Source organism: Phycicoccus sp. Root563, assembly GCF_001427915.1.
Classification (GTDB): Bacteria; Actinomycetota; Actinomycetes; order Actinomycetales; family Dermatophilaceae; genus Pedococcus.
Genome location: NZ_LMGM01000001.1, coordinates 961830 through 976079 on the forward strand (window position 1 = coordinate 961830; position 14250 = coordinate 976079).

Genomic DNA, 14250 nt, shown 5'->3' on the forward strand with positions numbered 1-14250 from the left:
GGCTCCGTACGTCAGGTCGCCGGCACAGGGGTGGCGCAGGGCGGAGAAGTGCACGCGGATCTGGTGGGTCCGGCCGGTCTCGAGGTGGATGTCGAGCAGCGACGCCGCGCGGAAGGCCTCGATGACCTCGTAGTGGGTGACACTGGGCTTGCCCTTGTCCATGACCGCGAACTTGTAGTCGTGGCCGGGATGGCGGCCGATCGGGGCGTCGATGGTGCCGACCACGGGGTCGGGCAGGCCCTGGACGAGCGCGTGGTACTTCTTGTCGACGGTGCGGCTGCGGAAGGCCTGCTTGAGGACGCTGTAGGCGTACTCCGACTTCGCCACGACCATGAGGCCGCTCGTGCCCACGTCGAGGCGCGACACGATGCCCTGGCGCTCGCTCGCGCCGCTGGTGGCGATGCGGTAGCCGGCGGCGGCCAGGCCACCGACGACGGTCGGGCCGGTCCAGCCGACGCTGGGGTGGGCGGCCACCCCGACGGGCTTGTCGACCACGACGATGTCGTCGTCGTCGTGGATGATCCCCATGCCCGGGACGGGTTCGGCGATCACCTTCAGGCTCGGGCTGTCCTCCGGGGTCGGCAGCAGCACCTCGAGGAGGTCGCCCGCCGTGACGCGGTCGGACTTGCCGGCCGGCGCGTGGTTGAGCTGGACGTCGCCGGCCGCGGCCAGGTCGGCCGCCTTGGTCCGGGAGACCCCGAACAGCCGGGCCAGGGCCGCGTCGACCCGTTCGCCCTCGAGGCCGTCGGGGACGTGGAGCGTGCGGGCGTCAGGCATGGGCGTCGTCCTGACCGGCGGCGGAGCCGCTCTCGTGGTGGGAGGGGGTGGTGCGGGAGGCGTGCGGCGCCTCGTGGCGGCCGGCGCGCACGCCGTCCACGCCGATGCCGCGCAGGGCCAGCACACCGATGAGGGCGGCGGCGCTGACGATGGCGATGTCGGCGACGTTGCCGATGAAGAGGCTGAAGTAGTCGATGAAGTCGACGACGTGGCCACGGCCGGGGCCGGGCTCGCGGGTCATCCGGTCGGTGAGGTTCCCCACCGAGCCGCCGAGCAGCAGTCCGAGCGCCCAGGCCCAGCCCCGGCTGCCGATGCGACGAGCCGTCCGGATGATGAAGACGAGCACCCCGAACGCGATGAGTGTGAGCACCCAAGTGGCGCTGTTGGCGATGGAGAACGCGGCCCCGGGGTTGCGGATCAGGTTGAACCGGATGAACTCGCCCACGACGTCCACCGGCTCACCGGGGGTCAGCGTGCGCAGGGCGACCACCTTGCTGAGCTGGTCGGCGACGTAGACCAGCACGGCGGTCACGGCCAGGAGCCGGAACAGTCCGCTGCGGTCCCTGCGGGGGTCGGGGGTGGAGGTGGACTCGTCGGCCGCGGTCAGCGGCGCTCCTGCTTCGTCTTGCATGTCATGCATAGGGTCGCACGAGGAGCGGCCTGAAGGCGAAGTTTGCCGATGGGGTTGCCGCACGACTCGCAGATGCCGTAGGTCCCGTTGTCGAGCCGCTCGAGGGCGTGCAGGTTCTGGTCGAGCATGTCGCGGGCGTTGTTCGCCAGCGAGATCTCCTGCTCGCGCTCGTAGGTCTTGGCGCCCGCGTCGGCCTGGTCGTCGCCCGCACCGTCACCCGCGTCGCGCATGAGACCGACCAGGTCGGCCTCGGCCACCCGGATCTCCTGCCGCAGGTGGGCGACGTCGCCCTCGATCTCGGCACGCACCTCGCGCAGCTCCTTGGCGGTCCAGGGCGACTCGTCGTCCCGGACGACGAGGGAGGCCGGCGACGCCTTGGTGGCCTTGGTCGCGGCCGCCTTCCTGACCGGCGTGGCCTTCGTCGCGGGGGCAGCCTGCTTTGCCGCGGGTGCGGCCTTCTTCACGGGAGCCGCCTTCTTCGCCGGGGGCGCAGTCTTCTTCGCGGGAGCCGCCTTTGTCGCCGGGGGCGCAGTCTTCTTCGCGGGAGCCGCCTTCTTCGCCGCAGGCGCAGCCTTCTTCACAGGAGCCGCCTTCTTTGCCGCGGGTGCAGCCTTCTTCGCGGGGGCAGCCTTCTTCGCGGGGGCCGCCTTCTTCGCAGCGGGCGCAGCCTTCTTCGCGGGAGCCGCCTTCTTCGCCGCAGGCGCAGCCTTCTTCGCGGGGGCCGTCTTGGCGGCGGCAGCCTTCGTCGCGGGCGCGGCCTTCTTCGCGGCGGAGGATCCCGCCTTCTTCGCAGGAGCGACCTTGGCCGAAGCCTTGCCCGTCGCAGTCGTCGTGGCGGCGTGTGCCTTGTGAACCATGGTGAGCCGGGCCCCTCGGTCGCAGGGCGCTCCGTGGGAGCGCTGTCAGGTGCGGTGAGGATAAGCGCTGGAGGTCAGGGACTCAACGCCAAAACACCCTGTATCAGCGACCATTCTGGGTGGACGGCGACAGGCGCCCACCGCGATCGCGGTGGGCGCCTGTCGTGGGTGCCGGTCCTGCTGCTGGTCGTGCAGCCAGTGGTGGTGCCGGGCTGCTCCCGACCCGGCGGGTGCTGCTACTGGCGGTCGTCGTCCTGCTGGCCCTGGTTCTGGTCCTCGTTCGAGCCGTCCTGGTCCTCGTCGTGGCTCTCGTCCTTGGCGGACGGCTCCGCGCCGTCCTCGGCCTCGGGACCACCCTCGGGGGCGAGCCCGGTCTGGTCGAGGTCCGCGAGCTGCTCCTCGATGTAGCTCTTGAGGCGGGCGCGGTAGTCACGCTCGAACGTGCGCAGCTCGTCGATCTTCATCTCGAGCAGGCTCCGCTCGCGACTGAGCTCCTCGAGGATCTGCGCCTTCTTCTGCTGCGCCTCGTGGACCATCCCGGTGGAACGCTCACGCGCCTCGGTGATGAGCTGCTCGTGACGCGACGTGGCCTCGGCGACCAGCTCGTCGTGGCGGTTCTGGCCGGTGGACACGAGCTCGTCGTGCTTGGCCTGTCCGGTGGAGACCAGCTCGTCGTGCTGGGCCTGTCCGGTGGAGACCAGCTCGTCGTGGCGGGACTGCGCCTCGGAGATGAGCCGGTCGCGGGTCGACTCGCCCTGGCCGACGTGCTCGTCGTGCAGGCGCTGGGCCATCTCGAGCAGCGCGGCTGCGCTGCCACCGCCACCCACGGCCGCTGCCGCGGCGACGGGGGCGGCGTCATCGGACGCCGGCGCGGCAGCGGCGACGGACGCCTGCTGCTCGGCCTCGGCGGCCCTGGCCTCGGCCTCCTCGGCGCGGGCGCGGGCCTCGTCGATCTGGCGCTGGGCCTCGGCGATCCGCTGCTCTGCCTCCTGCGCCCGGGCCTCGGCGTCACCGGCGTGCGTCTCGACCTGCTGCTGGGCGTCGCCGATGCGCGCCTGGGCAGAGGTCTCGGCCTCTTCGGCTCGCGCGGCCGCCATCTTCTCGGCCTCCTCGGCCCTGGCGTTCGCCTCGGCGATGCGGGCCTCGGCGGCCTTCTCGGCCTCCTGCACCTTGGCCTCGTACGCGGCGATCCGCTCCTGCGCCTGCTGGGCGGCCTTGGCCTCGGCCTCCTGGGCTGCCTTCGCCTCGGCGGCCTTGGCCGCCTCGGCCTTGCCGTCGGCCTTGGCGACGGCCGGCATCCCCTTGCTCTGGCGGCACTCGTTGAGCTGGTCGCGCAGGTCGTCGGACTCCTTGACGACCCGGCGCATCTCGGCCACGACCTCGTCGAGGAAGTCGTCGACCTCGCGCTCGTCGTAACCACGACGGAACTGGGTCGGAGTGAAGTTCTTGTTGAGGACGTCCTCGGGCGTGAGCGTCATGTAGTCACCTCTGTTGACAGGCGGGGAGCAGAGCAGGACAAGCATCCCAGAGACTGGGCTGCTCGCCAGCCTAGAGGATCTGCGGGGTCCGGCAGGAAGCGGCGGGACCTACAGGATCTGGGTGAGGACGCTCACGAGGACGAAGAGGATGAGGAAGGCGAGGTCGAACCGGATGCTCCCGAGCTGCAGCGGCGGGACGACGCTGCGCAGCGCCTTCAGGGGCGGGTCCGTGACCGAGTACAGGACCTCGGCGACGACGAGCAGGACGCCCCGTGGGCGCCAGTCGCGGGCGAACACCTGCACCCAGTCGAGGACGAGGCGTCCGATGAGCACGACGTAGAAGGCGAACACCACGAAGCGGATGATGTCCGCGAAGATGTTGAAGCCGAGCAGATGCATGGAGTCACCCTGCCATGACCGGCTGGGCGGGGGCTGGGCGGATCAGCTCTGGTTGAACAGGCCGCGGGCGGTGGGCGCCGGGACACCCTCCTCGGCCGAAACCTCGACGTGCGCCGGCGACAGCAGGAACACCTTGGACGTGACCCGCTCGATCTGGCCGTGCAGGCCGAACACCAGGCCGGCGGCGAAGTCCACGAGTCGCTTGGCGTCGGAGTCGTCCATGTCGGAGAGGTTCATGATGACGGGCGTCCCGTCGCGGAAGCTCTCGCCGATGTTCTTGGCCTCGTTGTAGGTGCGCGGGTGGATCGTCGTGATGCGGTTCAGCGCACCCACCTCCACGTCGCGGACCACGCGGGCGACCGGCGTGCGCTGCGGCAACGGGGTGACGGCGGCCGAACGCTCGGGCTGCTGGGGCGCCTCGGCGCGGGCCGGCTGCTCGTCGTAGTCGTACTCGTCATACCCCTCGTAGCGCTCGTCGTCCTCGGCAAGCCCGAGGTACACCATCGTCTTGCGCAGCGCCCCAGCCATTACGAGCTCCTTCAGTGGATCAAAGTTTCGGGTGGTTCAGAAAGTCGTTCGTCCGACCGAGGCGTTCCCCGTTCGTGCTCGCGACCGAAGTTACCGGTGTGACTGCCGAGTTCCGAGGATTGCGCTCCCGACACGCAGGTGTGTCGCACCGTGCGCGATCGCGGCCTCGAGGTCACCGCTCATCCCCGCCGACACCCAGTCGGCACCCGGGTGCTCCTCCCGTATGCCGACGGCCACCTCCTGCAGGGTGGCGAAGGCGGGATCGGGGTCGGCACCCCACGGCGCGACCGCCATCACCCCCCGCAGGCGCAGGTGGGTGGCACCCGCGACGAGGTCGGCGAGGCCGCGCGCCCCTTCCGGCGGGACTCCCCCACGCCCGGGCGCCTCGTCGAGGTTCACCTGCACCAGGACGTCGGTCGTGGCCCCCGCGGCCGCTGCCGCCCGGTCGAGAGCCGTCACGAGCTTGGGGCGGTCGACCGACTGGACGACGTCGGCGTACCCCACGACGGACCCGGCCTTCTTCGACTGCAGCTGGCCGATGAAGTGGACCTCCAAGCGGTCCCGCGCCGTGACCTCGGTCAGCTTGGCGGAGACCTCCTGGTCGCGGTTCTCCCCGATCGCCGTGATGCCGAGGTCGGCGAGCAGGTCGACGTCGCTCGCGGGGAAGAACTTCGTCACGGCGATGAGCGTGACCTCGCCCGGGTCGCGGCCCGCGTCCGCACAGGCGCGGTGGATCCGGGTGCGCACGACCTCCAGGTTGGCGGCGAGCTCGTCGCGGCGCTGGTCACTCATGCGCGGTCCAGCACGACGACGCCGGCGAAGCGGCCGGTGCGGCCGTCCCGGCGGTAGGAGTACAGCGATTCGTTCTCACGAGCGCAGCCCGGGATCCATTGCACAGCAACGCCTTTCGCATGCAGCTGGGCGACCACTCCGGATGCCACGTCGATGGCCGGCGTCCCCGTCCAGGACACGGCCGCGGACTCGGGCGCCACGGCGGCAGCCTCGGCCCGCATGTCCGGCGGCACCTCGTAGCACCGACCGCACACCGAGGGCCCGACGACGGCACCGATCTCTGTCGCCCCGAGGTCGCGCATGCGCTCGACCGCGACGTCGACGATGCGCGAGGTCATCCCGGGCCGTCCCGCGTGCACCGCGGCGACCACCCCGGCGGTCGGGTCCGCGAGGAGCACCGGGGTGCAGTCGGCAACCAGCGCGGCCAGGGCCAGCCCCGGCGTCGTCGTCACCACGCCGTCCGCGGGCGGCGGCCCCGACGGTCCCCAGGGTTCGTCGACGACGAGCACGTCGTTGCCGTGGCACTGCTGCAGGAAGAGCAACCGCGGGCGATCCACCCCGAGAGCCTCGGCCACGCGCGTCCGGTTGGTCTCGACCGCCCTGGTGTCGTCACCGACGTGCCCCCCGAGGTTGAGCGAGCCGAAGTCGCCCGTGCTGACGCCACCCTCGCGATCGGTGAACGCCCACTGCACCGGACCGGACCGACCACGCGCGAAGAACACGGCCCCAACCTACTGCCCGGGGCGAGGCCCCCGCCGTCGCCCCGTCGCGTCGACACCCCGTCCCGGTCATGACATGCGTCAGGGGCGCCGGACCCGTGGGTCCGACGCCCCTGACGAGGCACCGCGGCGGTCGGTCGTCCTACTTGAGGAAGTCCGGCACGTCCAGGTCGTCACCCTCGTCGAAGGTCACCGTGCGGGGCGGACGACCCGCCGGCTCACGGGAGACCGCGGGCTCCTGCGCCGGCGCCGCCGGCTGGGAGGGCTGGAACATCGGGTTCGGCTGCTCGCGCTGCGGCTGCGCCTGAGGGGCGGGCGGCTGGGGCTGCTGGGCCGGGGCCGGCTGTGCGGCCGGTGCCGGGGCAGCCTGCGGAGCGGGGCGCGAGGTGCCCTGCACCTGGCCGATGGCCCGGTCGTTGTCGCGCTTCAGCGGCGCTCCGCCGTCGAAGCCGGCGGCGATCACCGTGACCCGCACCTCGTCACCGAGGGCGTCGTCGATGACGGCGCCGAAGATGATGTTGGCCTCGGGGTGGGCGGCCTCCTGCACCAGTCGCGCCGCCTCGTTGATCTCGAACAGGCCGAGGTCGCTGCCACCCTGGATGGAGAGCAGCACCCCGTGGGCGCCGTCGATGCTCGCCTCGAGCAGCGGGCTGGAGATGGCCAGCTCGGCGGCCTGCACGGCCCGGTCGTCACCGCGGGACGACCCGATGCCCATGAGGGCCGAACCGGCACCCTGCATGACCGACTTGACGTCGGCGAAGTCGAGGTTGATCAGGCCGGGGGTGGTGATGAGGTCGGTGATGCCCTGGACGCCGGACAGCAGGACCTGGTCGGCCGAGCGGAACGCGTCCAGCATGCTGACCGCGCGGTCGCTGATCGACAGCAGCCGGTCGTTCGGAATGACGATGAGGGTGTCGACCTCCTCGCGCAGGTTCGCGATACCGGTCTCGGCCTGGTTGGCGCGACGACGACCCTCGAAAGTGAAGGGGCGCGTCACGACACCGATCGTCAGGGCACCGAGTCCCCGCGCGATCTTGGCGACCACGGGGGCGCCGCCGGTACCGGTGCCGCCACCCTCGCCCGCCGTCACGAAGACCATGTCGGCCCCCTTGAGGACCTCCTCGATCTCCTCGGCGTGGTCCTCGGCGGCCTTCTTGCCGACCTCGGGGTCGGCACCGGCGCCGAGCCCTCGGGTCAGCTCACGGCCGACGTCGAGCTTGACGTCGGCGTCGCTCATCAGCAACGCCTGGGCGTCGGTGTTGATGGCGATGAACTCCACGCCCTTGAGGCCGACCTCGATCATGCGGTTGATGGCGTTGACGCCACCCCCGCCGATGCCGACGACCTTGATGACGGCCAAGTAGTTCTGTGGTGCTGCCACGGCGGTGGGCCTCTCCTGAATGCGGTGCCTGAAAACGGTGCCTGAGTGCGGTGAAAATGTCTGGACCTCAAGTCGAGGGTTACACTTATGTCAACTTTCCGGTGCCGCCGACGCTATGCGCTGGGTGCGTGGCAGGCAAAGATTCGGCCCGCGTGTCGCAGCACGGATTCGCCCGTTTTCCGGGTTTCTCGCCGGGCGCCTCGGAGCAGTCGCCACATCAGTCACAACCGCCTCATACGTACCACTCTCGCACGTCCGGTCGCGCCGGTCCGCAGCGCCTGTCGGGACCGACTCTCAGCGGGTCACCGGGGTGTCCGGCGCACTGACGTCGATGACCTTCGGGGCGGACCGCAGCAGCGCCGTCATGATCGCCAGCTTGCGCTCGGGGTCGTTGTTCCCGCCCCACACGACGGTGGTCTTCCCCAGCTTGAGGGTGACGAGGTTGGCGCTGCTCACGGTGACGTTCGAGACGCGGTGCTGCAGGCCCGCCGGAAGCACCTTGACGACGCTGACGGCGGCCCCGAGGGCATCGCGCGACAGGGCGGCCTCACTGGCGGCGTTGACCGTCGGCACGCCGGCGGGAGCGGTCGTCACCTGGGCGTACGCCACTCCCTCCGCATCCACAACCTTTAGTTGACCTTGAGGGTTCTTGACCACGAGGAACGGCACCCGCGGGCTCGCGTGGATGACCAGGGTCGAGGGCCAGGACCGCTCGATCGAGACGTCGGCGACGGTCGCCCGCTCGGCCACCCGCGCGGCGACGAGGTCCTGGTCGACCCGCGCCAGGGGCTCACCGAGGGGCACCCGGGCGAGCGCGCGGATGGGGGCCACCTCGGAGGCCGGTACCCCCACGACCTCGACGGTGCGCACCGCCAGGACCGGGCTGAAGGCCACGAGCCAGATCAGGAGGCCGAGGACGACGAGGGTCCCCCCGGACCACAGCAGCAGCCGCAGGGGGCGTCGGCGGACGTCCTGCGCCCGGCGCTGGAACCGGGCGGCCGAGGAGGCCAGGCCGGTCGGGACGGTCGGGCGGGACGGCCGTGGACCACTCGGTGCAGAACCATTCGGTGCAGAAGCCCTCGGGGTGGAGGCCTTCGGTGCAGAACCATGAGGTGCAGAAGCCCTCGGGGTGGAGGCCTTCGGCGCCGCGCCGGGCCTGGTCCCGGAGGCGGACCGGCCGGCCCGGTCCTGCGACGAGGGGCGCGGCGACCCCGACCGGGGCTGTGACGGGCGGGACGTCCCCCCGGTGCGCGGTGCGCCGGCGGGCCGGGCAGTCCGGTCGGACCCCGGGGTGTCGGACGGCCGGCTCACGGTCGTCCGAGGGCCCGCAGGATCTCCGGGCCGATCATGGTGACGTCGCCGGCACCGACGGTGAGGACCAGGTCGCCCTCGGCAACCAGCTCGGCGACGGTGTCGGCGACGGCCGACCACGACGGAACGACCCTGACGTCCGCCGACGCGTCGAGCGCGGTGAGGGCGTCGGCGACCAGGGCCGAGGACACCCCGGGCACGGGGTCCTCACGGGCTCCGTAGATCTCCATGAGCAGGACCACGTCGGCCGGCACGAGCGCCTGCGCGAAGGCCGCGGCGAAGTCCCGGGTCCGTGAGTAGAGGTGTGGCTGGAAGACCACGACGAGCCGCCCCCGGTCACCGACCAGGGCGGCTGCGGTGCTGACGACGGCGGCGACCTTGCCGGGGTTGTGGGCATAGTCGTCGATCACGGTCACCCCCGCTGCCGAGCCCTTGAGCTCGAACCGCCGACGCGTCCCCGTGAACCCGAACAAGCCGTCCAGGACCCGGGTCGGCTCCTGGGCCAGACCCTCCACGGCCACGGTGTAGGCCGCAGCGGCGTTGAGCAGGTTGTGCCGTCCGGGGATGTTGATGCGCAGGGCGCGGTCCGTGCCGTCGGGCCCGGTGACGGTGACCCGGCTCATCAGCCCCCGGGACACCTCGTCCCGGAGCACGACGTCGGCGTCGGTCGAGAAGCCGTAGGTCAGCACCCGGGCGCCGGAGGCGCGGGCCTCCTCGGCCAGCGATCGGGAGCCCTCGTCGTCGTGGCACGCCACGAGCAGCCCGCCGGGTTCGATGGACGCGGCGAACGCGGCATACGCCTCCTGCACGCGCTCGAACGTCCCGTAGAAGTCGAGGTGGTCCGGCTGGACGTTGGTGACGACGCCGACCTCGGGGCGGTAGACGAGGAACGAACCGTCGCTCTCGTCGGCCTCGGCCACGAAGACGTCACCGGTCCCCCAGTGGGCGTTGGTGCCGTGCTTGGCCAGCTCTCCCCCGGCGGCGAACGACGGGTCGATCCCGCAGTGCTGCAGCGCGACCGTGAGCATCGACGTGGTCGTCGTCTTGCCGTTGGCGCCGGCGACGGCGACCCGCCGCGAGCCGGCCATGGTGCTGGCCAGCGCCTGGGAACGGTGCAGCACCCGCAGCCCCCGGGCGCGGGCCGCCGAGAGCTCGATGTTGTTCTCCCGGATGGCCGAGGAGATGACGACGGTCTGGACCCCGTCGAGGTGGGACTCCGCATGGCCGACGTGCACGGTCGCGCCCTCGGCCTGCAGGGCGGCCAGGACCGGCGACTCCTTGGCGTCCGACCCCGAGACCCTGCACCCGCGGGCGAGCATCACCCGGGCCACCCCGGACATGCCCGCTCCCCCGATGGCGATGAAGTGCACGGCGCCGAGCTCCTCCAGCGGAGGGACCGCGTCGGTGAAGTCGAACCGCTCGTTGGCGCCGTTCACCGGTCGCCCCCTGCCACACCGTTCCCGGACTCGCGGAAGGCGCGGACCACGAGGTCGGCCAGCGCCTCGTCGGCGCCCCGCGAGCCGGAGGCCGCGGACGCCTCAGCCATCGCGTCGAGTCGGTCGCGGTCGACGACCAGCGGCAACAGGGTGGTGTCGATCCAGTCGGGTCCCATGGCCGCGTCGTCCACGATGACTCCACCCCCGGCGGCCACGACGTCGGCGGCGTTGAACCGCTGCTCGCCGTTGCCGATCGGCAGCGGGACGTAGACCGCGGGCAACCCCACAGCGGTGAGCTCGCAGACGGTGTTGGCCCCGGCCCGCGCGACGACGAGGTCGGCCGCGGCATACGCCAGGTCCATCCGGTCGGCGTAGGGGACGGTGACGTACGGCGCACCCGGGCCCTCGACCTCGGGCACGAACTCCTTGCCCGCACCGGTGAGGTGCAGGACCTGCACCCCGGCGCCGCGCAGGACACCCGCGCGGGCCTGGAACGCGGAGTTGAGCCGCTGGGCGCCCAGGGAGCCACCCGTGACGAGCAGGGTCGGCCAGTGGTCCTCGAGGCCGAAGTGCGCGAGGCCCTCGGCGCGCGACGCGACCCGGTCCAGCTGGCTGATCTCGCGGCGCAGGGGCATGCCGATCGGGGTGGCGTGGGGCAGCGAGGTGCTCGCGAACGTCGTGGCGACGTACCGCGTGATGCGTGCCCCCAGCCGGTTGGCCAGGCCGGGACGCGCGTTCTGCTCGTGGATGACGACCGGTATGCCGCGGCGGCGGGCGGCGATGTACGCGGGCGTGGAGACGTACCCGCCGAACCCCACGACGACCTGGGCCTGCGTCTGGTCGATGGCCCGCTCGGCGGCGGCCACCGCGGTGCGCAGGCTGGTGGGCAGGCGGAACAGGTCGGCGGAGGGGCGGCGCGGCAGCGGCACCTTGGGGACGGTCAGCAGTGGGTACCCGCGCTCGGGCACCAGGCGGCTCTCCAACCCGGTCTCGGTCCCGAGGGCCGTCACGAGGATGTCGGGGTCGCGGCGGCGCAGGCAGTCGGCGAGGGCGAGCAGCGGCGAGACATGGCCGGCCGTCCCGCCACCGGCCAGCAGGACCGACGTGGGGGTGTCAGCAGTCATCAGCGATTCCGCCGCCCCGGGAGCACCGCGAGGGACCGCTTGACGACCGACGGCTTCGCCGACAGGGCCTCGGAGCAGCCGGGCTCCTGTCGGGCGAACGACAGCAGCATGCCGAGGGCGAACATGGTCGTCATGAGGGAGGAACCACCGTAGGAGACGAGCGGGAGCGGGACACCGATGACGGGCAGCAGCCCGATCACGGCTCCGATGTTGATGATGGCCTGGCAGACGATCCACGCCATGACCCCGGCGGTCGCGATGCGCACGAACATGTCCTTGCTGCGCAGCACGATCCGGTAGCAGACCAGGGTGAGGGCGCAGAAGAGACCGAGCATCACGAGGGTGCCGGGGAGACCCAGCTCCTCGCCGAGGATGGCGAAGATGAAGTCGTTGTGCGCCTCGGGGAGCCACGACCACTTCTCGCGCGAGGCGCCGAGGCCGACGCCCCACCACCCGCCGTCGGCGAGGGCGTACCGGCCGTGCAGCGGCTGCCGGGCCGCGCCGTACGGGTCGGTGTCCTTGCCCAGCCACACGTCGAATCGGGCGAGTCGGTTGGGGCTGGTCACGACCATGAGGACGGCGAGCGTGGTGAAGGCGGTGAGCCCCCAGACGAACAGGCGCCGCGGCACCCCGGCGGCGAAGAGCAGGGCGGCGACGATGCCCCCCATGACCATCACGGTGCCGAGGTCGTGGCCCAGCAGGACTAGGCCGATGGTCGCGGCGGCGACGGGCACGAGGAAGGGCACGAGGACGTGCCGCAGCCGGCCGAGGGAGCGACGCTTCGCGGACAGCACGGCGGCGCCCACCAGGACGAGGCCCACCTTCGCGAACTCCGAGGGCTGCAGCGAGATCGGGCCGACACCCAGCCAGTTGCGGTTGCCGTTGACGGAGACGCCGAGCGGGGTGAAGACGAGGACCTGCAGGAACAGCGCGCCCACGAGGATCGGGACCGACAACGCCTTCCACGTGCGGATCGGCACGTGCGCGGCGACGGCCATGGCGATCCCGCCGAGGACGGCGAACTGCAGCTGCTTGCGGAAGTAGACGTAGGGCGTGGCGTTGTCGGTCTGCACCAGCGACTTCACCGACGAGGCGGACAGCACCATGATCAGGCCGATGACCACGAGGACGACGGCCACGGAGAGCAGGACGTAGTAGCTCGTCACGGGAGAGTCGAGGCGCTGGAGCCAGGTGCTGACCTTGGTGGGCTCGTCACGCGAGGCACCACCGCGGGCCCGCGGCTTCGAGGCGGGCGCGGCGGTCACGCTGCTCACGCCTGGTCCCCCTGCGGGTCGGTCGGGTCCGTCCGGCCGGAGCCGGTCGCGCCGTCGCTGGCCCGGCGGGCCACCGCGGCGGCGAAGGCGTCGCCCCGTGCGCCGTAGTCGGTGAACATGTCCATCGACGCGGCTGCGGGTGCGAGCAGCACCACGTCACCGCTGCGGGCGAGCCCGGCGGCGTGCTCGACGACGACATCCATGGCACCAGTGTCCGTGCTCGACACGTCGACCACGGGGACATCCGGCGCGTGTCGGGCGAGCGCCTCGGCGAGGGTCGCGCGGTCCGCCCCGAGCAGGACGACGGCCCGCAGCCGGGGAGCCGCCTCGCGGACGAGCTCGTCGACGTCGGCGCCCTTGAGCAGGCCACCGGCGACCCACACCACGTGCTCGAACGACAGCAGCGACGCCAGCGCTGCGTGGGGGTTCGTGGCCTTGGAGTCGTCGACGTACCGCACGCCGTCGACCTCGCCGCAGTCGGCGATGCGGTGCGGCTCGGGACGGAAGGCCCGCAGGCCGTCACGGACCGCGGCGGGTGGGACGCCGTAGGCACGGGCCAGCGCCGCGGCGGCGAGCGCGTTCGCGAGGTTGTGCGGGGCCAGCGTCGCGGCACTGCCTCGGACGTCGTCGAGCGTGGCGAGCTCGGCGGCGGAGGTCTTGCGCTCCTCGACGAAGGCCCGGTCGGCGAGGATGTCGTCGACCACCCCGACCATCGAGAGGGCGGGCATCCCGAGGGTGAACCCGATCGCGCGGCACCCTTCCTGGACCTCGGCCTCCATGACGAGCCGCTCGGTGGCGGGGTCCTGGACGTTGTAGACGCAGGCGACCTTGGTGTTCGCGTAGACCTTGCCCTTGGCGGCGGCGTACTCCTCGAACGACCCGTGCCAGTCGACGTGGTCGGGCGCGACGTTGAGGCAGGCCGAGGCGTGCGGGGCGAGGGAGTCGGACCAGTGCAGCTGGTAGCTCGAGAGCTCGACCGCGATGACGTCGTAGGGCTCGGGGTGCAGGACCGCCTCGAGGATCGGCGTCCCGACGTTGCCGGCGGCGGTGGCGCGCAGGCCGGCCGCGCGCAGCATCTCGGCCAGCATGGTCACGGTGGTGGTCTTGCCGTTGGTTCCGGTGATCGTCAGCCAGGGCGCCGGACCGACGGCGGCGCGCATCCGCCAGGCCAGCTCGACCTCGCCCCACACCGGCACGCCGGCGGCCGCGGCCTCGACGAGCAGGGGCTGGTCCGGCCGCCACCCCGGGGAGGTGACGACGAGGTCGGCGGCATGGCCCTGCGGCATACCGGCCACGTGCTCGGGCCCGAGCCGGACGTCGACGCCGAGGATGTCGAGGATGCGCGCCCGCTCCCCCAGCCGGGTGTTCGTCTCGGGGTCTCCCCCGTCGACGGCGACCACGTGCGCGCCCCGCTCGTGCAGGGCGTCCGCGGCGGCGAAGCCACTCACCCCGAGCCCGGTGACCACGACCCGCAGGCCGCTCCAGTCGGCGCTGCCGTTGGTCAACCCGTCGAGTCGTCCGCCGACCGGTGTGCTGCTCACTG

General features: G+C 72.1%; 14 protein-coding genes. All 14 read right to left on the bottom strand.

All coding sequences use genetic code 11. The annotated features are described in order from the left end of the window. Positions 1-777 (bottom strand): RluA family pseudouridine synthase (locus ASD62_RS04580; RefSeq protein ID WP_235530626.1); only part of this gene is annotated, 777 nt, incomplete at its 3' end. Then, complete coding sequence (lspA, locus tag ASD62_RS04585; RefSeq protein ID WP_082552814.1) at positions 770-1408, bottom strand: signal peptidase II; 639 nt, start codon at positions 1406-1408, stop codon at positions 770-772. The genes ASD62_RS04580 and lspA, both read right to left, overlap by 8 nt. Then, on the bottom strand, positions 1381-2265 hold the full coding sequence (locus ASD62_RS04590) for a TraR/DksA C4-type zinc finger protein (RefSeq protein WP_056914950.1): 885 nt from the start codon (positions 2263-2265) through the stop codon (positions 1381-1383). The genes lspA and ASD62_RS04590 overlap by 28 nt, the downstream gene beginning before the upstream one ends. A 236-nt stretch (positions 2266-2501) precedes the next feature. Beyond that, complete coding sequence (locus tag ASD62_RS04595; protein WP_082580574.1) at positions 2502-3743, bottom strand: DivIVA domain-containing protein; 1242 nt, start codon at positions 3741-3743, stop codon at positions 2502-2504. 108 nt (positions 3744-3851) lie between these two features. Further along, positions 3852-4142 (bottom strand): YggT family protein, encoded by a 291-nt coding sequence (locus tag ASD62_RS04600; RefSeq protein ID WP_056914951.1) that lies wholly within the window; start codon positions 4140-4142, stop codon positions 3852-3854. Between the two features lie 42 nt (positions 4143-4184). Continuing rightward, a complete protein-coding gene (locus ASD62_RS04605; protein WP_056914952.1) occupies positions 4185-4670 on the bottom strand; it encodes a cell division protein SepF in 486 nt (161 codons plus the stop codon). Positions 4671-4760: 90 nt separating this feature from the next. Next, the gene (locus ASD62_RS04610) at positions 4761-5462 is read right to left on the bottom strand and encodes a YggS family pyridoxal phosphate-dependent enzyme (protein WP_056914953.1); all 702 of its coding nucleotides are present in this window, start codon (positions 5460-5462) and stop codon (positions 4761-4763) included. Next, positions 5459-6184, bottom strand: coding sequence for a peptidoglycan editing factor PgeF (gene pgeF, locus ASD62_RS04615; protein ID WP_056914954.1), 726 nt, complete (start codon positions 6182-6184; stop codon positions 5459-5461). The genes ASD62_RS04610 and pgeF overlap by 4 nt, the downstream gene beginning before the upstream one ends. Before the next feature lie 139 nt (positions 6185-6323). After that, positions 6324-7562 carry a cell division protein FtsZ gene (gene ftsZ / locus ASD62_RS04620; RefSeq protein WP_056914955.1) on the bottom strand — a complete coding sequence of 413 codons (1239 nt, stop codon included), beginning with the start codon at positions 7560-7562 and terminating at the stop codon, positions 6324-6326. A 294-nt stretch (positions 7563-7856) separates the two neighbouring features. Next, entirely contained in the window at positions 7857-8456 is a 600-nt protein-coding gene (locus tag ASD62_RS04625) for a cell division protein FtsQ/DivIB (RefSeq protein WP_235529036.1), read from the bottom strand. A gap of 413 nt (positions 8457-8869) precedes the next feature. Continuing rightward, positions 8870-10309 carry a UDP-N-acetylmuramate--L-alanine ligase gene (gene murC / locus ASD62_RS04630; protein WP_056914956.1) on the bottom strand — a complete coding sequence of 480 codons (1440 nt, stop codon included), beginning with the start codon at positions 10307-10309 and terminating at the stop codon, positions 8870-8872. Further along, on the bottom strand, positions 10306-11433 hold the full coding sequence (murG, locus tag ASD62_RS04635) for an undecaprenyldiphospho-muramoylpentapeptide beta-N-acetylglucosaminyltransferase (protein ID WP_056914957.1): 1128 nt from the start codon (positions 11431-11433) through the stop codon (positions 10306-10308). The genes murC and murG overlap by 4 nt, the downstream gene beginning before the upstream one ends. Further along, positions 11433-12707 carry a putative lipid II flippase FtsW gene (gene ftsW / locus ASD62_RS04640; RefSeq protein WP_082552817.1) on the bottom strand — a complete coding sequence of 425 codons (1275 nt, stop codon included), beginning with the start codon at positions 12705-12707 and terminating at the stop codon, positions 11433-11435. Before ftsW ends, murG begins: the two co-directional genes overlap by 1 nt. Further along, complete coding sequence (gene murD, locus ASD62_RS04645) at positions 12704-14248, bottom strand: UDP-N-acetylmuramoyl-L-alanine--D-glutamate ligase (RefSeq protein ID WP_056914958.1); 1545 nt, start codon at positions 14246-14248, stop codon at positions 12704-12706. The genes ftsW and murD overlap by 4 nt, the downstream gene beginning before the upstream one ends. Positions 14249-14250: the final 2 nt, after the last annotated feature.